Source organism: Brevundimonas sp. (assembly GCF_030704825.1).
Classification (GTDB): Bacteria; Pseudomonadota; Alphaproteobacteria; order Caulobacterales; family Caulobacteraceae; genus Brevundimonas.
This window is the reverse complement of sequence record NZ_JAUYNX010000015.1, coordinates 133,527-154,841: the sequence shown is the minus strand read 5'-3', so window position 1 is coordinate 154,841 and position 21,315 is coordinate 133,527. Positions and strand designations below refer to the sequence as shown.

Genomic DNA, 21,315 nt, shown 5'->3' with positions numbered 1-21,315 from the left:
CGACCAGTATGCACGGCCGTGCGTCAGAAACGGACGCAGGCGTCGAGGCGCCCTGCTTTCTCGCTGCGGCAAGGGGCGGAAGTAGCGGAATTCGGGGGCGAGAAGGGCGGGTTGGGAGGGGCGAGAGTCTCTACCCGAACGTCTGCGTCGGGCCGTCGAAGTGGTGTCCGTTCACGACCCATTGCGGACGGCAGCGGGACAACTCAGCAGCTCAACCGGGTCTGCGCATTTCCAGAATTATGGCTCGCACGATCACCCCTGCGAGGGGCAAAAGCAGGATCAAAAACCAAGGTCGTCCCCAAACCCCGGTGGCTGCCGCCCAAGCGCCGAATGCGGTTAGGACAAGCTGGCCGACATGCAATCCGACTTTCACCCATAGACGAGGGCGGTAGGGGTCGGACTTGGCTCGCCAAAGTCCCATTCGTCTTACCTCGGCTACTGCTAGCCCACGGTTATATCGACTTGCTTCCGCTTACCACCTTCAGGCGACAGTCCGCTCCCGACCCGATGCGGACGTCAGTCTGTAGGGTCAACTGACCCGATAAATCGGCAGTCGGCATAGCTCAACGCTACGTCGTGGCCGACGAGTTCAGCGTCAGATGCCTGTGCGACCGTCGCCACGACGACGGCCATATCGCGGCTGTCTTGCTCCGCGTCGAAGAAGTAGCGGTAGTGGAGAACGTCACCCGCCGCGAGCTCTGTGAGCCTGCTATCGTTCTGAACGGCCGCGCGCGCCCGATCTTTCGGCGCAATGGCAATCTCCGGGTAGACTTCCTTCTTCGCGCTCAGATCGAAATAGTTGAGCACCATGACGAGGAACATGGCGTCCTGAACCCATCCGAAGCGTTCCGCGACGAACTCGTCATTGAAATGCCGATCAAAAAGGTCCTTCGACGCATCGCGGAAGCGATCCATTAGCCGCTGAACCGAAATCTGGTCTTGTTCCATGTCGAACCGTAACGCGGGGTATGTCCGCTTCCCACCCTTAGTAGACATTCCTTGCGACCGCTGCAGGGGCGTCAGCGCTGACCCTGATCTGGTGGATGACGCGCCTGGCGGAAAGGCCCGGGCCGGGCGCCGCTGAGAGCGCCGGCCGAAATCCTCTCCGGCTCCGCCCCGCCTCAGCCGATCCGGTCCAGCCGGGCGATGAAGAAGCCGTCCAGACCGCCCTTTTCCGCCCACATGGACGGCAGGATGCGCAGCCAGCCCTCGGGAGTCAGGGCCTGCTCCGGCGCACCGACCTCGGCGGGAACGGCGGGCGCGGTTCTGAAGGCCGGGTTGCGGCGCAGGAAGGCGATGATCTGGGTCTCCCCCTCCTCGCGCTCCAGCGAACAGACGCAATAGACCAGCCGCCCGCCAGGCTTCACCCGCTCCGCCGCGGCGTCCAGCAGCCGGTGCTGCACATCGGCCAGTTTGGCCACGTCGGCGGGCTTGGTGGCGCGCAGCACCTCGGGATTGCGCCGGAAGGTGCCGGTGGCCGTGCAGGGGGCGTCCAGGAGGACGGCGTCGAAGCCGCGCGGGTCGTCCCAGTCCTCGGCCGGGGTGGCGACGACTTCGGCGGTCAGGCCCGTCCGCTCCAGATTTCCGGTCAGCCGCTTCAGTCGCGCCGCCGACCGGTCCAGCGCCACGACCGCGGCGCCCGCGGCGGCGATCTGCAGCGTCTTGCCGCCGGGCGCGGCGCAGAAATCAACGATGGACTCGCCGGCCTTCGGCGCGAGCAGGCGAACGGGCACGGCGGCGGCGGCGTCCTGCACCCACCAGGTCCCGTCCTCGAAGCCCGGCCAGCCGGCCACGTCGCCGCGACGCCCGGTGCGGACCGTCCCGCCCGGCAGGACCTCGCCCTCGACGGCCTCGGCGACCGTCGCCGCATCGACCTCCGGCCTGACGCTCAGGTCCGTCGCCGGCTCCTCGCGCGCGGCCAGGGCCAGACCGACCAGCGTCGCCTCGCCGTAGGCGGCGCGCCAGCGGGCGGCCAGCCATTCGGGCAGATTGCTCTCGGCCGTGGTCAGGCCCGGACCTTCGCGCTCGATGCCGCGCAGGACGGCGTTGACCAGATTCTTGTAAGGGCGCGTCTTCGGTTCGCGCTCGGCCAGCTTCACCGCCGTCGACACCGCCGCGAAGGCCGGGGTTTCCAGGACGAGGGTCTGGGCGAGGGCGACGCGCAGGATGGTGCGCACCGCCAGCGGCGGGCTCTTCTGCAGGCGGCGGTCGAGGATCTGGTCGATCTCGCCGAGGCGGCGCAGGGCGGCCATGGCCACGGCGCGGGCGAAGGCGCGGTCGGGGCCGGGCAGGTCGGCGACCTCGCGGAACGACAGGGCGGCGTCCAGCCCGCCGCGGCCCTCCAGCGCGGCGTTGAGCAGGACGCCGGCGGCCAGACGCGCCTCGACGCCGATGTCGGCGGCCTCGTCGCGGGGCAGTTCGGGGCGCGGCGGACGCGGTCCCCGGGACTTGTCGGCCATGCGGCGGCCGCGGGCCGCGGAATTGCGGCCCTGACCCTGGCCCGGCTCGCGGCTCACACGGACACCTGGGTGCCGAGTTCGACCACGCGTCCGGGCGGGATGTGGAAGAAGTCGGTGGGATTGGCCGCGTTGCGCATCAGGAAGATGTACAGGCGATCCTGCCACAGGGGCATGCCCTGGTTCGCCGAGGGGATGATCGAGCGGCGGCCGAGGAAGAAGCTGGTCGACATGATGTCGAACTTCAGCCCCCGCTGCTTGCGGCACAGGTTGAGCGCCTTGGGCACATTGGGCTGTTCCATGAAGCCGTAGGAGATGACCAGCTTCTTGAAGTCGTCCGAGATCGGTTCGATCTGCACGCGATCGGCGTCGGAAACCCGCGGCCGGTCGGTGGTGCGCACGGTCAGGATGATGTTCTTCTCGTGCAGCACCTTGTTGTGCTTGAGATTGTGCATCAGGGCGACCGGGGCGATGTCCGGGTCCGAGGTGAGGAAGATGGCCGTGCCGGGGGCCCGGTGAGGCGGCCGGGCGCGCAGCATCTCGATCAGGTCGGCGAGCGGGAGGCTGTCCTTGCGGGTCTTGGCCGTGACGATCTGGGTGCCGCGCACCCAGGTCCACATGATCAGGACGAGCGCCGCGCCGAGCACCAGGGGCAGCCAGGCGCCGTCAGGAATCTTCAGGGCGTTGGAGCTGATGAAGACGAGATCGAGCAGCGCCAGCGGCACGACCGCCGCCAGGGACAGCGGCAGGGACCAGTTCCAGATCCGTCGCAGGACGAACCAGGCCAGCAGGGTGTCGACGAACATCGCCCCCGTGACCGCGATCCCGTAGGCCGAGGTCAGTTGCGACGACGTCGGGAACAGCACGAGCAGGACCAGCACGCCGACCATCAGGAAGGTGTTCACGGACGGGACGAAGATCTGGCCCGCCTGGGTTTCGCTGGTCGGACGGATGTCCAGACGCGGCAGCAGGCCGAGCTGCACCGCCTGCTGGGTCAGCGAGAAGGCGCCGGTGATCACGGCCTGGCTGGCGATGCACGCGGCGGCCGTGGCCAGCAGGATCACCGGCCAGTAGATCACCTCGGGTATCATGCGGAAGAAGGGGTTCTCCACGGCGGTCGGGTCGGAGAGCACCAGCGCGCCCTGTCCCAGATAGTTGAGGGTCAGGCTGGGCAGCACCACGAACAGCCAGCCGGCCCGGATCGGCGCCTTGCCGAAATGGCCCATGTCGGCATAGAGCGCCTCGGCCCCGGTCACCGCCAGGAAGACGCTGCCGAGGATGACGAAGCCGAGGAATCCGTTGTCGATCAGGAACATGACGCCGTAGTGGGGCGACAGGGAGCGGAAGACTGAGGGGTCGTCGAAGATGTGCAGCAGCCCCAGCCCGGCCAGCACGAGGAACCAGGCGAGCGTGAGCGGGCCGAAGAAGCGCGCCACGCTGGCGGTCCCCTTGGACTGCACGAGGAACAGGGCGATCAGGATGCCCGCCGAGATCGGTACCACGAACGGACTGAGCGCATCGCCCATGCCGGGAGCGTCCTTCAGCCCCTCGATGGCGCCGACCACCGAGACGGCGGGGGTGATGATGCCGTCGCCGTAGAACAGGGCCGCGCCGCAGACGCCGAGCAGGAAGATCAGGCCGGACCGCCGCCCGACGGCGCGCTGGGCCAGAGCCATCAGGGCCAGGGTGCCGCCCTCGCCCTTGTTGTCGGCCTTCATCAGAAAGACGACGTATTTCAGGGTCACCACGAGGATCAGGGCCCAGAACACCAGCGAAACCACGCCCAGCACGGCCAGCTCGGTCCCCCCGCCGCTACGGCTGTGATGCAGGGCCTCGCGCATCGCGTAGAGCGGGCTGGTGCCGATGTCGCCGAACACCACGCCGATGGCGCCGATGATCAGGCCCCATTTGCCGACCTTGTGGCCGCCCTCGCCGGCCGCCGCGGGGTGCGGGTGGGCCGGCGCGACGGACCTGTCCAGGGGAGAGAGGGAATTCGCGGCGGGCTTGCCGTCTTCACCTTGGGGAGGGGCCCCGACCATGAAGTGCCTCCGGGACGCCGCACGGCGCGGTTCCCATCAAACGAGCGGCGAGCCTTTAGGCCCTTTCATCCCCCGGTTCAATCGTGCTGCACTTGCGAAGGTTCCGCGCCATGAGGGCCGGTTTGTGAAACACGCCGGCACGTCCTATCTTGGGGGCGCATCATGTCCGACAGCCAACGTTTTCCCGTCGCCGCCCACGCCCTGGCCTATCTGGCCCACAAGGGCGCCGTCTCGCCGGCCCAGGCCGTGCCGAGCGCGATTCTGGCCGCCTCGATTCCGACCAATCCCGTCGTCATCCGCCGCGTGACCGCCCTGCTGGCCAAGGCCGGACTGATCGCCACCCGCCCGGGCGCCTCGGGCGGCGCCTGGCTGTTGCACGAGCCGCAGGCCATCTCGCTGGAGACCGTGCTGCGCGCCGTCAACGGTTGCGCCCACCTCGGTTCCCCGCCCGCCGGAGCCAGGGGCTGCCCGGTCAGCGAACACATTCCGCGCCAGGTGGCCAAGGCCCTGACCGCCGCCGACCAGGCCGCGGGACAGGCCCTGTCGAAGATCACCATCGCCGACCTGCTGGACCACGATCCGGTCTCTCTGGCGGCCTTCGCCCCCCACGCATCCTGTCCGGTCGCCGCCTGAGATGAGCCTGCCCTCGCGGCCGCGGCCCGTGGCGCTGATCACCGGCGCCTCGGCCGGCATCGGCGCGGCCCTGGCGCGGGTCTATGCGGAAAAGGGCTGGGACCTTGTCCTGACGGCGCGGCGCGAGGCCCCCTTGCGGGCGCTGGCTGACGACCTGGCGTTGCTGGGCGCCGCCGCCACCGTCCTGATCGACGACCTCGCGGACCCCGCCGCGCCGCGCCGGCTGTTCGACACGATCCAGTCCAGGGGCCTGGCCGTGGACGGCCTGGTCAACAACGCCGGATTCAGCCGCACCGCCGGCTTCCTCAACACCGACCCGGCGGCCCACCGGGCCATGATCCAGGTCATGCTGGCCGCGCCGGTGGAGCTGGCCCGGCTGTTCGCTCCGGCCATGGTCGAGCGCGGCTATGGCCGCATCCTCAACGTCGCCTCCCTCGCCGGCCAGATGCCCGCGACGGGCGGCGACACCCTGTACGGCCCGATCAAGAGCTTCCTGATCAAGGCGTCGCAAGGGCTGCATCTGGAACTGCGCGGAACCGGCGTCCACGTCACCGCCCTGTGCCCCGGCTACACCCTGACCGAATTCCACGACGCCAACGGCACGCGCGAGCAGGTGTCGTCAGCCTATCCCGCCTGGATGTGGCAGACGGCGGACCATGTGGCGCGGGTCGGGTATGCGGCCTGCGAGGCCAACCGGCCGAAGGTCACGCCGGGGGTGATGAACAACCTGCTGGCGGCTCTGGCCAAACACCTGCCGGATCGGGTCGCGCTCGGGATGGTCGGCGGCCACGCCAAGCGGCTGAAGCGGATCTGATCCTAGTGCCCGGCGTCCGGATACGGCGTGGTGGCGATGCTGCTGAACATGCCGGGGATGGCCTCCGACAGGCCGGCGAGAATGAACTGGATGGCCAGGGCGCACAGGATCAGGCCCAGCACCCGCACGATGATGGCCATGCCGATCTCGCCGAGCAGGCGGCTGATCGGGCCGGTCAGGGTGAAGACGACGAAGGTGGCGAAGCCGGCGGCCACGATGGCCGCCACGCCCGCGGCCTGGCCGGCCGGGCCGACCTTTTCGGCCTCGCCCGCCTGGATGATGATGGTCGAGATGGCCCCGGGCCCGATTAGCAGCGGCATGGCGAAGGGCACCACCAGTCGCTGGAACCGGCGGCGGGCGTAGCCGCGGACGTCCTGGGCGTCCTTCACCGCGTCGGCGTCGGCGAACATCTTGAGGAAGTCCTCGCGCGTCATGTCGAGGCCCAGCAGCAGCAGCAGGATGCCGCCCGCGATGCGGAAGGCGGCGAGCGAGATGCCGAAGAACTGCAGCAGTCCCAGGCCGGTGAAGAAGAAGAAGGCCAGGAAGACGACGATGAAGATGCAGATCAGGCCCGAGACCGAAAGCCTCTGGCGCATCGAGGCCCCGGCCGTGGCCGCGGCGAAGATCGGAATGTTGCCGATCGGGTCCACCAGGGCGAACAGGGCCACGAACAGGTTGACGCCCAGATCGACCGCGTCCATGTGCTGGCCTCGCCCTGCAATTCACCCAACCGCGGCCCATCAAGGCTGACGCGCGCGCGCGCGTCCAGCCCTGACGGTCGAAAAGGAGCGACGCCATGACCCCCGTGCCGACCGACCCCCGGCTGATCGTCGGTCTCGACCTGCCCTCGCTGGACGCCGCCCGGGCCATGGTCGACCGGCTGGGCGACGCGGTCAGCAGCTACAAGATCGGCCTGACGCTTCTGGCCCGTCCTGGCGGCGTCGCCTTCGCCCACGCGTTGCGGGCCGAGGGCCGGTTCGTGTTCCAGGACTGGAAGCTGCACGACATCGGGGCCCAGGTCGAAGGCGCGGCCCGGGCCGTGGCCGAGGGCGGCTGCGACCTGCTGACCGTCCACGCCGAGCCCCAGGTGATGCGCGGCGCGGTCAAGGGGCGGGACGCCGCGGGATCGGACACGAAACTTCTGGCCGTCACCGTCCTGACCAGCCTGTCGGACGCCGACCTGACCGACCTGGGCTACGGCTTTTCGGCCGCCGACCTGGTCGAGCGGCGCGTGCGGCAGGCGCTGGACTGCGGCGTCGACGGCGTGGTCTCCAGCCCGCTGGAGGCGACGCGCGTGCGCGAGATTGCTGACGAGGCCGGCCGGCCCGGCTTCCTGGTCGTCACCCCGGGCGTGCGGCCCGACGGCGCCGACAAGGGCGACCAGCAGCGCGTGGCCACGCCGCGCGCGGCGCTGGAGGCCGGCGCCACCCATCTGGTCGTGGCCCGGCCGGTGGTCGGGGCTGACGACCCCTTGCGGGCCGCCTCGGCCATCGCCGCATCGATCGCCGGGGTCGCCCGCCGGACCTAGCCGCGTTCGCCGGGCTCCTGGCTGTAGTGCTGGCGCGACGGCCGGGGCGGGCGCGGCCGGTGCGGCCGTTCCGGCGGCGACGGCTCATGCCAGCGCGGCGGCTCCGGCAGATAGGGCGGTGGATAGGGGACGTAGTCGTCGTCGTGACGGCAGCCGCAGTCTCCGTAGGAGCCGCCGCGGCCGTCGTGGCCGTATCCCGCCTCCTCGTAGCTTCCGCCGGAATAGGCGCCGTACTCTTCGTAGGATTCGTAGCTCTCGTACGACCCGCCGGACTCCTCGTAGGCGCCGTAATAGTCTTCGCGCCGGCCGCCGTCGCAGCCATGGCGCTCGCTGTGGCCGTAGCGGCCTCCGCGATCCTCGCCGCGGCAGCCCCCGCCGCCGCCCAGACAGGCAGGCGGGCGGCGACCCTCGCGGCCGAAGCCGCCGACGACATAGCCGAACGGGGCGCTGGCGCAGGTCCGGCCTTCGTAGACCTCCTCATTGTAGATCGCGCCGCCGCCGTAATAGCCGCCGCCGTCGCCGCCGTAGCCGCCGCCGACATAGACCGTGCCGCCGCCGTAGCCGCGACCCCGGATGCCGCCGACGTCATAGGCGCGGGCGTTGAAATGCGAGGCGGCTGAGGCGCCCGCATACGCGCTCGCACTGGCGTTGACGTTCACATTGATGTTTCCGTTGTAGCCGCCGCCGTGAGGGGGAGGCGGCGTGTAGGGCGGGGGCTGATGGCCGCCGCCGCCACAGCCGCCGCCGCAGCCTCCTCCGCCGCCCTGGTGGCCCCCGCCCGGCTGGCCACCGCCGCGCCGGTCGCCGGCGAAGGCCGGGCTGGCGACGAGGATCAGCAGGACGGCGCCGACCGCAGCGTTGAGGATGCGCATGTCACGGACTCCAATTCGGAGCCGTTTTAAGCTTTTGGAAACCAAAGAGACCGGCTTGCACCGAGCGGGCGAAAGGCGACGGCGCCCTTTCCCCTCAGGGCGTCCAAATTAACCGTGTCGGCCCGGAATCGTCCGCTCAGCGGTCGTAGAGGTAGACGTCGCCGCAGCCGCAATCGCGGTCATGGCGCCGCGAACGTCCGTCGTCCGACCATCGCCGCGCCGACGGCGGCCGGTCGTCGTTATAACCCCACTCGTCCCGATAGCCGGGCCTGGCGGGCGGATCGTAGCGGCCGTATCCCCGGTCATGGCCGTGGCCCCGAAACCGGCCATGGCCGTGGCCGCCGTAGCTGTAGGGCCGGCCGTACCCATGTCCGTAGGCGGGAGCCGGCACATGGACGCGCGGTCGATCTGAATAGCCGTCCGCCCATCGCCCGGTCTCGACATAGGATCGGGTCTCGACCTCGGACAGGGGCGTGCCGCCCACGGGTCGTCCCCAGGCGTCGAGATAGACCGGCTGTCCGTACGTCTGGGCCGAGGCGGCGCCGGCGAAGGCGAGGGTGGCGAGGGCCGCGGCGGCGGCGAGGGCGCGGATCATCGGGAAGCTCTCCTGAACGAAAGGGTTAACGCCGTTCGCCCGCCTTCGTTCGCCGCCCTCAGAAATCGACCGCCAGACCCTTCTTCTCCCAGTCGCCGAAGCGGGTCGGCTCCGGGCCGCGGGGTCCCCCATGCTCGGGCGGCAGGTCGGCCTCGCCCGCGGCGGCGCGGCGTTCGGCGGCCTCCAGCAGGGCGCGGCGCGCGGCCTCCGTCAGCGGCCGGTCGGAGGCGGCGTGAGGGACGTCGGCGTTGAGCGCCGCTCCGGCGGCGTCTTCGGGGGTGGGATGATCGGTCACAGCGGCCTCGCCTTGAGCCTGGGCGTTGATCCGCACACATGAAGGGTTCGCCTGTCAGGCGCCAGTTGCGATCGAATATTTCGGACCATGAACCACCTCAAGACCTTCACCCTGCTGGCGGCCCTGACCGCCCTGTTCGTCGGCCTCGGCTATCTGCTGGGCGGGCCGACCGGCATGCTGGTCGCCCTGGTCCTGGCCGGCGGCATGAACCTGTTCAGCTACTGGAACGCCGACAGGATCGTGTTGAAGATGTACCGGGCCCAGCCGGTCGACGAGCAGCACCCCAACGCCGTGGTCCGCGTCTATGTCGCCGACGTGGTCCAGATGGCCCGGAACGCCGGCCTTCCCCGTCCGGTCATCGCCATCATACCCAACGACCAGCCCAACGCCTTCGCCACCGGCCGCAATCCGGAGAATGCAGCCGTCTGCGCCACGACCGGCCTGCTGGACATGCTGTCCCGCGAGGAGATCCGCGGGGTGATGGCGCATGAGCTGGCCCATGTGAAGAACCGCGACACCCTGACCATGACGGTGACCGCCACCGTCGCCGGCGCCATCGCCGCCCTGGCCAATTTCGCGATGTTCTTCGGCGGCGGTGACGACCGCGAACGGCCGGGCGGCCTCATCGGGACGCTCGCCCTAATGATCCTGGCCCCCATGGCCGCCGGCCTGGTGCAGATGGCCATCAGCCGCGGCCGCGAGTATGAGGCCGACCGCGTCGGCGCCGGGATCGCCGGCGACCCCGAGGCCCTCGCCTCCGCCCTGCAGAAGATCGACGGACACGCCCGGCGCATCGTCAATCCGACGGCCGAGCGCAATCCGGCCTCCGGCCAGTTGTTCATCATCAACCCGCTGGCGGGCCGCGGGGCCGACAATCTGTTCTCGACCCATCCGGCCACCGGCAACCGGGTGAAGGCGCTGATGGCCCTGGGGACGACGATGGGGCCGGCGGCGCGCCGCCCGGACTTCGCCGCGGCTGCGCCCCGGGCGACCACGACCAGCGTGCCGACCACGCCCGTGAGCCGCTCTGGCCCGTGGGGCTGATCCCGCGGACCTGAGCAACAACCTGTTGTGAAGAAGGGCGGGGCGTCGCACCCTTCCCGGGCATGGCTGTTCTGATCCTCCTGCTCCTGCTGGCCCTCGGCGTCCTCGCCATGGTCGGGTTGCGTCGCGACCTCGGGGAACTGGGACGGGTCCGGATTGGCGCCGTGGATGAAGACCTCTCCCGCGCCCGAACGCTCATGCGGCGCCTACTGGTCGCCGCGCCTGTCCTGCTCGCGATCCTGATCGGCCTCGTCATCGCCGGCGAGCGCTGGGCCGAAGACTGGAGACGCTCCCTCGTCGCGACCTGGGTCCTGAACGGTCTGATCGTTGCGCTCACCTGGGGCTGTTTGCGCGGGGCGTCGCGGGCGGTCCGGAACCAATGGTCCCCCACTGGAAGCTATGCGGCCATGTTCATGGGCATGGCCGAGCAGGCGATCTTTATGATCCTGCTCGTACCCGCGGTCTATTGGCGTCTGGGCGTCTCGTGACCCTGCCGCATTCCCGCCCTTGCATCGCGGGGCGTCTGGTCCTTTAAGCGCGCGCAACGCCGCCGAACGCCTCCCCGCGTTCTACGAAGGACTCCCCATGACCCAGCCCGCGCCCAAGAAGGTCGTTCTCGCCTATTCCGGCGGTCTCGACACCTCCATCATCCTGAAATGGCTGCAGACGGAATACGGCGCGGAGGTCGTGACCTTCACCGCCGACCTGGGCCAGGGCGAGGAACTGGCGCCGGCGCGCGAGAAGGCGCTGAAGATGGGCATCAAGCCCGAGAACATCTTCATCGACGACCTGCGCGAGGAATTCGTGCGCGACTACGTCTTCCCCATGTTCCGGGCCAACGCCCTGTACGAGGGCCAGTATCTGCTCGGCACCTCGATCGCCCGTCCTCTGATCGCCAAGCGCCAGATCGAGATCGCCCGCATGGTCGGCGCCGACGCCGTCTGTCACGGCGCCACCGGCAAGGGCAACGACCAGGTCCGGTTCGAACTCGGCTACTACGCCCTCGAGCCCGACATCCGCGTCATCGCCCCGTGGCGCGAATGGGCCTTCAAGTCGCGCGAACACCTGCTGGACTTCGCCGAGAAGCACCAGATCCCGATCGCCAAGGACAAGCGCGGCGAGGCCCCGTTCAGCGTCGACGCCAACCTTCTGCACTCCTCTTCCGAGGGCAAGGTGCTGGAGGATCCGTCGGTCGAGGCCCCCGAATTCGTGCACCAGCGCACCCTGTCGCCGGAAGACGCGCCGGACGTGGCCACCGTCATCACCATCGGCTTCGAGAAGGGCGACCCCGTCTCGATCAACGGCGAGGCCATGTCGCCGGCCACCCTGCTGACCGCTCTCAACCAGTACGGTCATGACAACGGCGTCGGCCGCCTCGATCTGGTCGAGAACCGCTTCGTCGGCATGAAGTCGCGCGGCGTCTACGAGACCCCCGGCGGGACCATCCTGCTGGCCGCCCACCGCGGCATCGAGTCGATCACCCTCGACGGCGGGGCCATGCATCTGAAGGACGAGCTGGCGGTCAAATACGCCCATCTGGTCTACAACGGCTTCTGGTTCTCGCCCGAGCGCGAGATGCTGCAGGCGGCCATCGACCACTCGCAGGCCAGGGTGTCCGGCACGGTCCGGGTCAAGCTCTACAAGGGCAATGTCACGGTCATCGGCCGCGAGAGCGCCGAGAGCCTGTATGACCAGGAGCTGGTGACCTTCGAGGACGGCGCCGTGGCCTATGACCAGAAGGACGCCGCCGGCTTCATCAAGCTGAACGCCCTGCGCCTGCGGGTTCTGGGCAAGCGGGACGCGCGCGACCGGAGCTGACCGGCGATTTCGTCTCGCTCCGCTCACGAATATCCGTCATCTTTCCCGGAAGGAGCCCGAGCTCCTTCCCGCATCAGGAAGTCGTCATGTCCATCCGAATGATCCTCGCCGCCTCGGCCGTCCTCGCCTTCGCCGCTCCTGCCGTCGCCCAGGACGCGCCAGCCGCGCCGCCGGCCGCCGAAGCGGTCGATCCGGCCGAAGCCGCGCTGGAAGCGAGAGGGGAAGCCTTCGGCGCCCGCATGGAGGCCATGGGCGCCGAGATGCAGGCCGCGATCACGGCCGCGGCCGGCGACCAGGCCGTCGCCGACGCCGCGCTGGACGCCATCGTCGCCCGATATCAACCCGAAGCCGACGCCTTCGGCGCCGAGCTGAAAGCCTTTTTCGACGACAAGGCGGCGACCGGGCCCGAGGAGAAAAAGGCCGAGATGGCCCAGGCGGCGGCGGCCGTGGTGCCCATGATCCAGGGCCTGCCAGCCATGGTGCGGACCCAGATCACGCAGGCCGCCGCGGCCGCCGCGGCGGCTCCAGTCGCGCCCGCGACGCCGCAATAAGTCCTTGATCCGGAAGGCGGCGGCTCCGCGCCCGCCGCCTTACCGCGATTTCACTTGAGGCAGGACGGCGTTCGGCGGACCTTGGCGGCGACTTCAAGGAGCCCCCTCATGATCAAGGCCCTCTCCCTCGCCGCCGCCCTCGCCCTGCTGCCGCTTTCCGCCGCTGTCGCCGAGGATGTGCGCGGTCCGTCCGAGGACGCGCTGGAAACCGCCGCCGCGGCCTTCGAGGCGCGCATGGAAGCCTTCGGCGAACGCGCCGAGGCCATCGCCGAAGACAAGAGCCTGACCGAGGCCCAGCGCGAACTCCGCCTCGCCACGCTCTGGTCCGAGTATCAGCCCGACGTGACCGCCTTCACCGCCGTGGCCGCCCGGCATGCGTCGTCCATCGCCGCCGAAGCCCTGGCCGAGGTCGATGTGGACGCGATCGTCGCCGAGGCGCTGGCCGGGGTCGATGTGGGCGCGGTGGTCTCCGAGGCCATGGCCCAGGTCCCGGGCGCCCTGGCCGCGGCCCAGGGCATCGCGACCAACGGCGCCTGGGCCTCCAACGATCCCGAACATATGGCCACCTACGGTCTGATGGCCGAATACGCCGTCGGCGAGGCCATGGACGCGCTGGACGAAGCCCAGGTGGAAACCGCGGCGGCCAGCGCCGAAGCGGCCGCCGCCCTGGCCGAAGACGCGGACGAAGCGGACGACGCGGACGAAGCGCCGGAAGAAGCCGACGAGACCTGATCCGTCCGGCCCGGATCGCGCCGCGCCCGGGCCGTCCCGCAACACCCGGCCTTCAACAGGGCGCCGGGCCGCAACCCGGGCTTGACCGGAACCCCTGGCCGCCCGACAGGACGGCATGGCCAGCCTTCCCGTCGATCCGCACCTGTACCTGACCTTCCTCGGGGTCATGACGGTGATGGCGGTCACGCCGGGGCCCGCCAACCTCTTCTCCGTCGCCAACGGCGTCCAGCGCGGCAAGGCCGGGGCCTTGCTGGGCGTCGTCGGCATGAACGCCGCCACCCTGGTCTGGTTCGCGGCCGCCGCCCTGGGGCTGGGCGCCCTGGTCATCGCCTTCCCGCAGGTGTTCCGTCTGATCTCGATCGGCGGCGCCCTGTATGTGGCCTGGCTGGGGATCAACGCCCTTCGCGGGGCTTTTCGCGTCGCGGCGGATCCCGATGCTCCGCTGATCAGACCGGGCCGCAGCGCCCTGGTCGACGGCTTCATGGTCCAGATCGCCAATCCCAAGGCGGTGCTGTTCTTCACCGCCGTCCTGCCGCCCTTCCTCGACGTGAACCGTCCCGCGGCGCCCCAGCTGGCCCTGTTCGCCGTCGCCACGATCGGCATGGACGTGCTGACCATGTCCGCCTACGGTCTGGGCGGGGCGGCCCTGGCGCGGCGCATGGGCGAGCCCCGTTTTCGCAGGAATTTCGCCCTTCTGACCGGTCTGCTTCTTCTCTCCGCCGCGGCGCTTATTATCTCGCGTTTATAAGGCCTTGCAGGGGTCCGGAACCGGGGCCGTTCATGTCCCGTTCAGCAGCAAGGGCGCGCACTGGCGCGTCAAGGAGAGAGTTCCGATGAGACATCGTTTCCTCAAGCCCGCGCTCCTGGCGGCGATGGCGGCTTTGGCCCTGTCCGCCTGCGCCACGGCGACCCCCTACGGCCCCGCCGGCGTGGACAGCCGCTACGGCTATTCCGAGCAGCGGGTGGATGCGGACCGGTATCGCGTGAGCTTCGCCGGCAACTCGGTCACCTCGCGCGAGCAGGTCGAAATGGCCCTGCTGCTGCGGGCCGCCGAGGTGACGGTCGAAAACGGCTTCGACTGGTTCGCCACCGTCAACCGCGCCACCGACCGCGACGTGCGGCTGCAAAGGACTCCCGATCCGTTCTTTTACGACCGCTATGGCCCCTACTGGGGACCGTCGTGGCGCTACTACCGCCGCGGCTACTGGAGCCCGTGGGGCGATCCCTTCTGGGGCCGCAACGATTTCGACGTTCGCGAGATCGACCGCTACGAGGCCTCGGCCGAGGTCGTCATGGGGCGGGGCCGCAAGCCCGCCGACGATCCCAACGCCTTCGACGCCCGGGAAGTGATCCAGAACCTGGGTCCCCAGGTCACCCGGCCGATGTGAGAACAGGGGCTCCCCGGCGACGGGGAGCCCTTTTTCTATCCGATGCGCGGGGATTTCAGCCGGCGCTTGTTGACGTGGGTCTCGGGCGCGACGCCGAGGTCCTCGGGCACCTCGCCCTTGAAATAGTAGCGCTGCCACGCCTCCTTGGCCGCGTCCGGATCGCCCGAGGCGAGGCGCTTGTTGAAGTCGGTCCTGGCCCGGTTCCAGGCCTCGAACTGACCGTGCATCACCGGATTGGATTCCAGCGAGCGGATCACCGGCTGGAACTGTTCCGCCTTGCGATGCTCGATCGGGGTGATGAAGCAGAAGGGCTCGCCCTTCTCGAATTTGATCCGGCCGGGCCGGGTGAACAGCCAGTTCATGGTGAAGGGGAAGGGCAGCCAGTCGGTCTCGATCAGCCCGACCAGCGGCTGGATGCCGTCCTTCAGATGGTTGGGCGAGCCGCCGGCCAGCAGGCCCCAGCCCGGCGGGGTGCGGAACAGGTATTGCGGATGCATGGTCAGGACACCGCGCGAGAAGTGCGAGGTGACGATGTGCTGCAGATTGGGCGTCGGCCGCTCGGGGGTGATGACGATGTCGGCCTGGCTGGGACCGCCGTTCCACTCGGCGGTGAAGCCGATCGGGCAGAGGATCTCCCAGCCGGTGGTGTTGGCCATGTTCAGCGGCAGGCAGCGATACGGATGACGGCTGGCGAAGGCGTCCATCCAGTTGCGCGACTGGCGGCCGGGCACGAGGTCCGGCGGCTGCGGCATCATCGGATAGCATTCCAGTTCCACGCGCGGTCTCCGGACGGTATCGAGGGATCGTCTCCATCCCTAGCGAAGCCGCATGACCGAAGACAAGCCGCTCCCTGTTCCCGCCCCCCGTCCCGCATATGACCGCGACCGCCTGCTGGCGTGGATGGCGGAGAACGGCGTGGGCCAGACCACCCATGAGCATCCGGCCGTGTTCCGGGTCGACGAGGGTCTCGAGCTCAAGGCCGCCATGCCGGGCGCCCACACCAAGAACCTGTTCCTCAAGGACAGGAAGGGCCGGCTGTGGCTGATCTCGGCGCGGCAGGACACGGTGGTCGACCTGAAGCGGGCGCCGAAGACGATCGGATCGGACAAGCTGTCCTTCGGCAATGAGGCCCTGCTGTACGAGACCCTCGGCGTGCGCGGCGGGTCGGTGACGGCGCTGGGACTCATCAACGACCCCGACCGGCGCGTGACCTTCGTCCTCGACAAGGCCCTGTGGGACGCGGACATCGTCAACTTCCACCCGCTGACCAATACGGCGACGACGGCGCTGGCGCAGGCGGACTTCCGGCGGTTCCTGGAGTTGATCGGGCGGGAGCCGATGGTGGTGGACTTCGGAAAGCTGGAGACCTGATGCCCGCACGGGTGGGTCCCGGCGGCGACAGGCTGCACGGCAAAACAGACCTTCAGCGAGCACTGCTCTCATCGCGGTGGGCCAGCCATCGGACCGCGTCCGGGAAGCGGTCGTTCCACAGCATCGGACTGTGGCCGGCGAGTCGGATGTCGAGCCGGACCGCCTCGGCGGCGCTCTCAAGAAAAGTCGCCGCATCCACCGTCGAGTCATGGAACGCTGGCTCCAGCACACCGGCGGTCAGATAGACTGCGCCGTACCCGGACCCCCTTGCGCGTGGATCGGGCCTGCCGCCGAAGGACATGGCGATTACGCCCCGAAAACGCTCCGGATGGACCATAGCCGTATTGAGCGCCCAGGCCGCTCCATCGGAGAAGCCCGCGAGCATTCTATGCGACGGGTCTCTGGAGGCGCCCATTCGCTCCGCGAGGGGCATGACTTCGTCCAACAGGAACTGTTCATGGGCGAGGTAGACCCCATCATTCCAGCCGGCGAGATACTCCTGATGCCGGCGGTTGGGCGGCGCGTCCTCGCCATCCCCCAGCAGGGGCCCGCTCCACAGGCCGACGATCATCGTCGGCGGGATTTCTCCCGCTTCGATCATCGGCCGGAGCAGCGACGCGAACGACTCTGTTGCTTCACCATCAGCCAGATAGATGACGGGCATCGGGCCTTCCCCGGCCGGGCGGTAGACGAACAGGCCGCGCTCCTCGCCCAAAGCCGCTGATTTGATCACATGTCGGGTGAGTTCCCCGGTGCGGGGCAAGCTTGTCAAAGGCGCTGACGGAGCCAATGGACCTCGCCATTGCTCGGGGCCCCCGCCGTCTGAAGGCAGCAGCAAGACGTCGAGCATGGCGTAGTCGAGGTCTCGCACCCTGACGGACAGGGACCAAAGATCAGCTGATCCGGCGACCGGCGTCATCGCCGACTGGATTGAGCAGCAAAGGGTTGGTTTCACGGCTCGCCGGGCGACGACGTGGAACAGATCGCCCTCAACCCAGAACGCTTCCTCCGACCCCGCCAGTCGCGTCTCGGCCTGCACCGCGGTCAGGCTCGACGGGGTCCGACAGACCGCGACGGCCTCGTCCCCGCACAGGGCCATAAGCGGCAGCTCCGGAAGCGCCTGTCCCTGTATGGCGAAAGCGATGGCCAGCCAGATACCCAAGTCGCTCTCCCACGGCGGCCGCGCCTTCGGCGAGAAGATGCCGCCCATGGCAGGCCCCATCAAGCACTCTCTTTAGTTGAGGCTGGTGCTCTGCCGACAAAGATGCGCCCCACTCCCCCAAGGGCCGATGAAGTCTTGACCGGCCGGCGATCGTGACGATTTCCCGCCCGATCCCTCCTCTCTGGTTCTATCCCGTCGTGGACAATGCTAGAGCCCCGCCCGTCTCCCCCGACCCCTCAGCACACGGACGCCGCCATGCCCGCCGCTCCCGACTTTCCCCCCGCGCCGGACCGCGTGGCGCCCAAGCGCGCCCTGATCTCGCTCAGCGACAAGACCGGGCTGGAGGATGCCGCCCGCGCCCTGCACGGCCTCGGCGTCGAACTGGTCTCGACCGGCGGCACCCGCGCCGCCATCGCCGGGTTCGGCCTGCCGGTGAAGGACGTCGCCGACCTGACCGGCTTCCCCGAGATGATGGACGGCCGGGTCAAGACCCTGCACCCGGTGGTCCACGGCGGACTGCTGGGGGTGCGGGACGCCGCCGACCACGCCGAGGCCATGGCGACCCACGGCATCGGCCCGATCGATATCGTCTGGGTCGATCTCTATCCATTCGAATCAACGGTTGCGTCCGGGGCGGGCTTCGACGCCGTGGTCGAGAACATCGACATCGGCGGGCCGGCCATGATCCGCTCGGGCTCCAAGAACCACGGCTATGTCGCCGTCTGCGTCGATTCGGCCTCGGTGGCCGAACTGCTGGAGGCGCTGAAGGCCGACGGCGCCACCACCCTGGCGCTGCGCAAGCGGCTGGCCGCCCGCGCCTTCGCCCGCACCGCCGCCTATGACGCCGCCGTCTCGGGCTGGTTCGCGGGTCAGGTCGGCGACGCCGCCCCGGCGCGCAAGTCCGTCGCCGGCTCGCTGGCCCAGACCCTGCGCTACGGCGAGAACCCGCATCAGACCGGGGCCTTCTACCGCACCGGCGAGGCCCGGCCGGGCGTGGCCCACGCCGAACAGGTCCAGGGCAAGGCGCTGGGCTACAACAACATCGCCGACGCCGACGCGGCCTATGAGCTGGTCGCCGAGTTCGAGGCCCCGGCCTGCGTCATCGTCAAACACGCCAACCCCTGCGGCGTCGCGGTGGGCGCCGATCTGGCGACGGCCTACGCCCGGGCGCTGGAGTGCGACGCCGTCTCGGCCTTCGGCGGCGTCATCGCCGTCAACCGGACCCTGAGCGGCGCCGATGCGAAGCTGATCACCGACATCTTCACCGAGGTGGTCATCGCCCCCGGCGCCGACGACGAGGCCCGCGCCATCTTCGCGGGCAAGAAGAACCTGCGCCTGCTGCTGACCGACGGCCTGCCCGATCCGCTGGCGGCCGGCGAGGTATTCCGCTCGGTGGCCGGCGGCTTCCTGGTCCAGTCGCGCGACCGCAGCCGCATCACGCCGGCCGACCTGAAGATCGTCACCCGCCGCCAGCCGACCCCGCGCGAGATCGAGGACATGCTGTTCGCCTTCACCGTGGCCAAGCACGTCAAGTCCAACGCCATCGTCTATGCGAAGGACGGCCAGACCGCCGGGGTCGGCGCCGGCCAGATGAACCGCCGCGACTCGGCCCGCATCGCCGCCATCCGCGCCCGCGAGGCCGGCGAGGCCAAGGGCCTGGCCCATTCGCTGGCCCAGGGGTCCGCCTGCGCATCGGAGGCCTTCTTCCCCTTCGCCGACGGCCTGCTGGAGGCGGTGGCGGCCGGGGCGACGGCGGTGATCCAGCCCGGCGGTTCGATCCGCGACGACGAGGTCATCGCGGCGGCGGACGAAGCCGGTGTGGCGATGGCCTTCACCGGCGTGCGGGTGTTCCGGCACTGAGCGGGCCCGCCCCCGGGCTGCGGACGGAGGCCGCCGACCCGGATCAACCGGAGGCGCGCGCCCTGCTGGACGCCCTGTCGGCGACGCTGGAGACGATCACCGGCGCCAGCGGGCGGGCGTCGTTCGATCCCGGCGACGTACGCGGCGCCGGAGCCTGTTTCCTGCTGGCGCGCGACGCCGACGGGGAGGCGGTGGGCTGCGGCGGCTACCGGCCGCTGGAGCCCGGGGTGGCCGAGATCAAGCGGATGTACGCCCGGCCCGGAACCCGGGGCGTCGGCGCGGCCCTTCTCGCCGCCCTCGAGCGGCGGGCCCGGGCCGACGGCTATGCGGCGGTGCGGCTCGAGACGCGGCGGGTGAACGGCCGCGCCGTCGCCTTCTACGCGCGGTCGGGCTATGCGCCCGTCCTGGCCTGGGGCCGGTACATCGGCCGCCCGGACGCCGCCTGTTTCGGCAAATCCCTGCGGGAAGATTGAGCAAGCTCTGGCGTTCCGCCCGGCCGGCGGCCTAGATCGGCGCATGCAAACCCTTTCCCAGCGCTGGTCGATGCTCGAACCGGGGGCGATCTTCGTCGGGCCGGACGACGACCGGCCGCGTCCGACCGTCATTCTGTTCCACGGCTGCGGCGGCCTGCGCGGCCATCTGCCCCGATACGCCGAGGCGGCGAAGGCGGCGGGGTGGCGGGCGGTCATTGTCGACTCGTACGCCCCGCGCGGCTGGAGCCGCCAGTTCGCCATGGCTGCGGTCTGCACCGGCCTGCTGCTGCGCGGCTGGGAGCGGGCCGGCGACGTGCTGGCGGCCCTGTGGGGGGTGTCGCGGCGGCCCGACGTCGACGCCGCGAAGATCGTGCTGGCCGGCTGGAGCCACGGCGGCTGGGGCATCATGGAGGCGATGAGTTCGGCCCGGGCCCCGGGCATGCTGGGCGTGGCCGACCCCGGCGCGGTCGCCCTGGACGGGGTGATCGGGGCCTGGCTGGCCTACCCTTACGTCGGCGTCGCGGCCCTGAACCGGATGCGGCCGTGGCGGCATTGTCCGAAGACCCTGGCGGTGATCTCGCGCCGCGACCACCTGACCTCGGTGCGCAACGCCGAGCGGGTCCACGACATGGTCCGCCAATGCGGCGCCGAGGTCGAGACCTGGATCGCCGAGGGCTCCCACGCCTTCGACGAGCCGATGGCGGCCGGGCCGATGCGCTACCACCCCGAACTGGCCGCCGAGGCCGAGCGCCGCTTCGTCGCCCTGCTCGGCGACGTGGCCGCGGCGCCGGCGGCGGCGAAGGCGGGGCGGTAGACTCCTCCGGCGAAAAAACACGGTGGATGGAGTCGACGGAGTCTGCCGGGGGGCGGGATCAAGGGTGCGCGGAGGCCGGCGTCGGCGGGGCCAGCCAGGGCATGGCGAACAGGCCGAACAGGAAGCCGCCGAGGTGGGCTTCCCACGCCAGGCCGCCCACGCCGCCGCTCGTCCGGACCAGAACGAACAGGATGGCGAACAGGATGAGGTTCATCTTCGCGAAGGCCTTCACCTGCACCCGGACCGGCTCCGAGAGGATCGGAACGATCTCGCCCTCCGGCCCGAGGCGCGAGGCGGCGCCCCAGACGCCGCAGATGGCGCCCGAGGCCCCGACCATGGGCACGGCGCTGTCGAAATGCAGGGCCAGATAGAGGCCGGCGCCCAGCAGGCCCGAGACGAGGAACAGGATCGCAAAACGCAGCCAGCCGGACGGCCCGACGCCGAACCGCGCCATGACCACCGGAGTGACGCCCAGCAGGAAGGTGCTGTTCAGGAACAGGTGCATGCCGCCGGCATGGGCGAACATGTGGGAGACGAGGGCGTACCACCGGCCCTCGGCCAGGGCCTGGGCCGACAGGCCCCAGTCCCACGGAACGCCGCCGCGGAGGGCGTGTGCAACCCCGAGGATGGAGGCGGCGACGCAGACGGCGATCACGACACAGGCCGGGGCCGCGGCCTGCAGGCTGACGTCCCCCCGCCAGAATCGCGGATCGAGGAACAACAGGCCGGCTCCGAGACGGCAGTCGGACGCGCGCTGAAGCGCGGACGGTGCCGGGGCGGCGGGGATGTCGTCGGTCATGGACGGAGTGTGGCCGAGGACAGGGGCGGTGGCCATGGGCCGGTGCGCGATCCTTCTCCTTTCGCGCCTGA

At 70.0% G+C, this 21,315-nt stretch carries 24 protein-coding genes; 14 read left to right on the top strand and 10 right to left on the bottom strand.

The window, feature by feature from the left end:
- Positions 1–516: 516 nt before the first annotated feature.
- The 3 genes from Q8Q71_RS08590 to Q8Q71_RS08580 all read right to left on the bottom strand — a co-directional run bounded on the left by Q8Q71_RS08590 (position 517) and on the right by Q8Q71_RS08580 (position 4,495).
- Positions 517–948 carry a hypothetical protein gene (locus Q8Q71_RS08590; RefSeq protein ID WP_305759169.1) on the bottom strand — a complete coding sequence of 144 codons (432 nt, stop codon included), beginning with the start codon at positions 946–948 and terminating at the stop codon, positions 517–519.
- Positions 949–1,121: 173 nt separating this feature from the next.
- Complete coding sequence (locus Q8Q71_RS08585; RefSeq protein WP_305759211.1) at positions 1,122–2,459, bottom strand: RsmB/NOP family class I SAM-dependent RNA methyltransferase; 1,338 nt, start codon at positions 2,457–2,459, stop codon at positions 1,122–1,124.
- Positions 2,460–2,512: 53 nt separating this feature from the next.
- Positions 2,513–4,495, bottom strand: a complete 1,983-nt coding sequence (locus Q8Q71_RS08580; protein ID WP_305759168.1) for a potassium transporter Kup — start codon at positions 4,493–4,495, stop codon at positions 2,513–2,515.
- A gap of 162 nt (positions 4,496–4,657) precedes the next feature.
- Between Q8Q71_RS08580 and Q8Q71_RS08575 the strand changes: the two genes are divergently transcribed.
- Together Q8Q71_RS08575 and Q8Q71_RS08570 are read left to right on the top strand one after the other, a co-directional pair.
- Positions 4,658–5,128 (top strand): Rrf2 family transcriptional regulator, encoded by a 471-nt coding sequence (locus tag Q8Q71_RS08575; RefSeq protein WP_305759167.1) that lies wholly within the window; start codon positions 4,658–4,660, stop codon positions 5,126–5,128.
- A 1-nt stretch (position 5,129) separates the two neighbouring features.
- A complete protein-coding gene (locus Q8Q71_RS08570) occupies positions 5,130–5,942 on the top strand; it encodes an SDR family oxidoreductase (protein ID WP_305759166.1) in 813 nt (270 codons plus the stop codon).
- A gap of 2 nt (positions 5,943–5,944) precedes the next feature.
- Here Q8Q71_RS08570 and Q8Q71_RS08565 read toward each other — a convergent pair whose 3' ends face one another.
- Positions 5,945–6,643, bottom strand: coding sequence for a MarC family protein (locus Q8Q71_RS08565; RefSeq protein ID WP_305759165.1), 699 nt, complete (start codon positions 6,641–6,643; stop codon positions 5,945–5,947).
- 104 nt (positions 6,644–6,747) lie between these two features.
- Between Q8Q71_RS08565 and pyrF the strand changes: the two genes are divergently transcribed.
- Entirely contained in the window at positions 6,748–7,470 is a 723-nt protein-coding gene (gene pyrF, locus Q8Q71_RS08560) for an orotidine-5'-phosphate decarboxylase (RefSeq protein ID WP_305759210.1), read from the top strand.
- On the opposite strand, the gene Q8Q71_RS08555 is transcribed toward pyrF, so the two are convergent.
- The 3 genes from Q8Q71_RS08555 to Q8Q71_RS08545 all read right to left on the bottom strand — a co-directional run bounded on the left by Q8Q71_RS08555 (position 7,467) and on the right by Q8Q71_RS08545 (position 9,232).
- The gene (locus tag Q8Q71_RS08555; protein ID WP_305759164.1) at positions 7,467–8,342 is read right to left on the bottom strand and encodes a hypothetical protein; all 876 of its coding nucleotides are present in this window, start codon (positions 8,340–8,342) and stop codon (positions 7,467–7,469) included. The two genes, pyrF and Q8Q71_RS08555, sit on opposite strands and share 4 nt — an antisense overlap.
- Positions 8,343–8,478: 136 nt before the next feature.
- The gene (locus tag Q8Q71_RS08550; RefSeq protein WP_305759163.1) at positions 8,479–8,937 is read right to left on the bottom strand and encodes a hypothetical protein; all 459 of its coding nucleotides are present in this window, start codon (positions 8,935–8,937) and stop codon (positions 8,479–8,481) included.
- 58 nt (positions 8,938–8,995) lie between these two features.
- Complete coding sequence (locus tag Q8Q71_RS08545; RefSeq protein ID WP_305759162.1) at positions 8,996–9,232, bottom strand: DUF1674 domain-containing protein; 237 nt, start codon at positions 9,230–9,232, stop codon at positions 8,996–8,998.
- Between the two features lie 87 nt (positions 9,233–9,319).
- Here Q8Q71_RS08545 and htpX point away from each other — a divergent pair, with 87 nt between their 5' ends.
- From htpX to Q8Q71_RS08510, 7 genes are all read left to right on the top strand, one after another.
- The gene (gene htpX / locus Q8Q71_RS08540; RefSeq protein WP_305759161.1) at positions 9,320–10,276 is read left to right on the top strand and encodes a zinc metalloprotease HtpX; all 957 of its coding nucleotides are present in this window, start codon (positions 9,320–9,322) and stop codon (positions 10,274–10,276) included.
- A gap of 62 nt (positions 10,277–10,338) precedes the next feature.
- Entirely contained in the window at positions 10,339–10,764 is a 426-nt protein-coding gene (locus tag Q8Q71_RS08535) for a hypothetical protein (protein WP_305759160.1), read from the top strand.
- Between the two features lie 97 nt (positions 10,765–10,861).
- Positions 10,862–12,094 carry an argininosuccinate synthase gene (locus tag Q8Q71_RS08530; protein WP_305759159.1) on the top strand — a complete coding sequence of 411 codons (1,233 nt, stop codon included), beginning with the start codon at positions 10,862–10,864 and terminating at the stop codon, positions 12,092–12,094.
- 86 nt (positions 12,095–12,180) lie between these two features.
- Positions 12,181–12,645 (top strand): translation initiation factor IF-2, encoded by a 465-nt coding sequence (locus Q8Q71_RS08525; RefSeq protein ID WP_305759158.1) that lies wholly within the window; start codon positions 12,181–12,183, stop codon positions 12,643–12,645.
- Positions 12,646–12,753: 108 nt separating this feature from the next.
- Positions 12,754–13,377, top strand: a complete 624-nt coding sequence (locus tag Q8Q71_RS08520; RefSeq protein WP_305759157.1) for a hypothetical protein — start codon at positions 12,754–12,756, stop codon at positions 13,375–13,377.
- A 115-nt stretch (positions 13,378–13,492) separates the two neighbouring features.
- Positions 13,493–14,125, top strand: coding sequence for a LysE family translocator (locus Q8Q71_RS08515; RefSeq protein ID WP_305759156.1), 633 nt, complete (start codon positions 13,493–13,495; stop codon positions 14,123–14,125).
- An 85-nt stretch (positions 14,126–14,210) separates the two neighbouring features.
- Positions 14,211–14,765, top strand: a complete 555-nt coding sequence (locus tag Q8Q71_RS08510; RefSeq protein ID WP_305759155.1) for a hypothetical protein — start codon at positions 14,211–14,213, stop codon at positions 14,763–14,765.
- 35 nt (positions 14,766–14,800) lie between these two features.
- Here the strand turns inward: Q8Q71_RS08510 and Q8Q71_RS08505 are convergent, their stop codons facing one another.
- Positions 14,801–15,541, bottom strand: coding sequence for a DUF6065 family protein (locus Q8Q71_RS08505; RefSeq protein WP_305759154.1), 741 nt, complete (start codon positions 15,539–15,541; stop codon positions 14,801–14,803).
- A 52-nt stretch (positions 15,542–15,593) separates the two neighbouring features.
- Here Q8Q71_RS08505 and Q8Q71_RS08500 point away from each other — a divergent pair, with 52 nt between their 5' ends.
- On the top strand, positions 15,594–16,136 hold the full coding sequence (locus Q8Q71_RS08500) for a prolyl-tRNA synthetase associated domain-containing protein (protein WP_305759153.1): 543 nt from the start codon (positions 15,594–15,596) through the stop codon (positions 16,134–16,136).
- Between the two features lie 52 nt (positions 16,137–16,188).
- On the opposite strand, the gene Q8Q71_RS08495 is transcribed toward Q8Q71_RS08500, so the two are convergent.
- On the bottom strand, positions 16,189–17,346 hold the full coding sequence (locus Q8Q71_RS08495) for an esterase family protein (protein ID WP_305759152.1): 1,158 nt from the start codon (positions 17,344–17,346) through the stop codon (positions 16,189–16,191).
- A gap of 207 nt (positions 17,347–17,553) precedes the next feature.
- Here Q8Q71_RS08495 and purH point away from each other — a divergent pair, with 207 nt between their 5' ends.
- The 3 genes from purH to Q8Q71_RS08480 are packed head-to-tail and all read left to right on the top strand — an operon-like array spanning position 17,554 to position 20,445.
- Positions 17,554–19,158 carry a bifunctional phosphoribosylaminoimidazolecarboxamide formyltransferase/IMP cyclohydrolase gene (gene purH / locus Q8Q71_RS08490; RefSeq protein ID WP_305759151.1) on the top strand — a complete coding sequence of 535 codons (1,605 nt, stop codon included), beginning with the start codon at positions 17,554–17,556 and terminating at the stop codon, positions 19,156–19,158.
- Positions 19,155–19,631, top strand: coding sequence for a GNAT family N-acetyltransferase (locus Q8Q71_RS08485; protein ID WP_305759209.1), 477 nt, complete (start codon positions 19,155–19,157; stop codon positions 19,629–19,631). The genes purH and Q8Q71_RS08485 overlap by 4 nt, the downstream gene beginning before the upstream one ends.
- 43 nt (positions 19,632–19,674) lie before the next feature.
- Positions 19,675–20,445 carry a dienelactone hydrolase family protein gene (locus Q8Q71_RS08480; protein ID WP_305759150.1) on the top strand — a complete coding sequence of 257 codons (771 nt, stop codon included), beginning with the start codon at positions 19,675–19,677 and terminating at the stop codon, positions 20,443–20,445.
- Between the two features lie 58 nt (positions 20,446–20,503).
- Here the strand turns inward: Q8Q71_RS08480 and Q8Q71_RS08475 are convergent, their stop codons facing one another.
- Positions 20,504–21,280, bottom strand: coding sequence for a rhomboid family intramembrane serine protease (locus Q8Q71_RS08475; RefSeq protein WP_305759149.1), 777 nt, complete (start codon positions 21,278–21,280; stop codon positions 20,504–20,506).
- Between the last annotated feature and the right edge of the window lie 35 nt (positions 21,281–21,315).

What these genes read in the sequence shown, in the direction of transcription:
- Q8Q71_RS08500 (WP_305759153.1), top strand. Translation starts at nt 15,594, where the DNA reads ATGACCGAAGACAAGCCGCTCCCTGTTCCCGCCCCCCGTCCCGCATAT.
- Q8Q71_RS08475 (WP_305759149.1), bottom strand. Translation starts at nt 21,280, where the DNA reads ATGGCCACCGCCCCTGTCCTCGGCCACACTCCGTCCATGACCGACGAC.
- Q8Q71_RS08520 (WP_305759157.1), top strand. Translation starts at nt 12,754, where the DNA reads ATGATCAAGGCCCTCTCCCTCGCCGCCGCCCTCGCCCTGCTGCCGCTT.
- purH (WP_305759151.1), top strand. Translation starts at nt 17,554, where the DNA reads ATGCCCGCCGCTCCCGACTTTCCCCCCGCGCCGGACCGCGTGGCGCCC.
- Q8Q71_RS08565 (WP_305759165.1), bottom strand. Translation starts at nt 6,643, where the DNA reads ATGGACGCGGTCGATCTGGGCGTCAACCTGTTCGTGGCCCTGTTCGCC.
- htpX (WP_305759161.1), top strand. Translation starts at nt 9,320, where the DNA reads ATGAACCACCTCAAGACCTTCACCCTGCTGGCGGCCCTGACCGCCCTG.
- Q8Q71_RS08550 (WP_305759163.1), bottom strand. Translation starts at nt 8,937, where the DNA reads ATGATCCGCGCCCTCGCCGCCGCCGCGGCCCTCGCCACCCTCGCCTTC.
- Q8Q71_RS08495 (WP_305759152.1), bottom strand. Translation starts at nt 17,346, where the DNA reads ATGGGCGGCATCTTCTCGCCGAAGGCGCGGCCGCCGTGGGAGAGCGAC.
- Q8Q71_RS08530 (WP_305759159.1), top strand. Translation starts at nt 10,862, where the DNA reads ATGACCCAGCCCGCGCCCAAGAAGGTCGTTCTCGCCTATTCCGGCGGT.
- Q8Q71_RS08570 (WP_305759166.1), top strand. Translation starts at nt 5,130, where the DNA reads ATGAGCCTGCCCTCGCGGCCGCGGCCCGTGGCGCTGATCACCGGCGCC.
- Q8Q71_RS08480 (WP_305759150.1), top strand. Translation starts at nt 19,675, where the DNA reads ATGCAAACCCTTTCCCAGCGCTGGTCGATGCTCGAACCGGGGGCGATC.
- Q8Q71_RS08590 (WP_305759169.1), bottom strand. Translation starts at nt 948, where the DNA reads ATGGAACAAGACCAGATTTCGGTTCAGCGGCTAATGGATCGCTTCCGC.
- Q8Q71_RS08535 (WP_305759160.1), top strand. Translation starts at nt 10,339, where the DNA reads ATGGCTGTTCTGATCCTCCTGCTCCTGCTGGCCCTCGGCGTCCTCGCC.
- Q8Q71_RS08580 (WP_305759168.1), bottom strand. Translation starts at nt 4,495, where the DNA reads ATGGTCGGGGCCCCTCCCCAAGGTGAAGACGGCAAGCCCGCCGCGAAT.
- Q8Q71_RS08525 (WP_305759158.1), top strand. Translation starts at nt 12,181, where the DNA reads ATGTCCATCCGAATGATCCTCGCCGCCTCGGCCGTCCTCGCCTTCGCC.
- Q8Q71_RS08510 (WP_305759155.1), top strand. Translation starts at nt 14,211, where the DNA reads ATGAGACATCGTTTCCTCAAGCCCGCGCTCCTGGCGGCGATGGCGGCT.
- Q8Q71_RS08585 (WP_305759211.1), bottom strand. Translation starts at nt 2,459, where the DNA reads ATGGCCGACAAGTCCCGGGGACCGCGTCCGCCGCGCCCCGAACTGCCC.
- Q8Q71_RS08555 (WP_305759164.1), bottom strand. Translation starts at nt 8,342, where the DNA reads ATGCGCATCCTCAACGCTGCGGTCGGCGCCGTCCTGCTGATCCTCGTC.
- Q8Q71_RS08575 (WP_305759167.1), top strand. Translation starts at nt 4,658, where the DNA reads ATGTCCGACAGCCAACGTTTTCCCGTCGCCGCCCACGCCCTGGCCTAT.
- Q8Q71_RS08515 (WP_305759156.1), top strand. Translation starts at nt 13,493, where the DNA reads ATGGCCAGCCTTCCCGTCGATCCGCACCTGTACCTGACCTTCCTCGGG.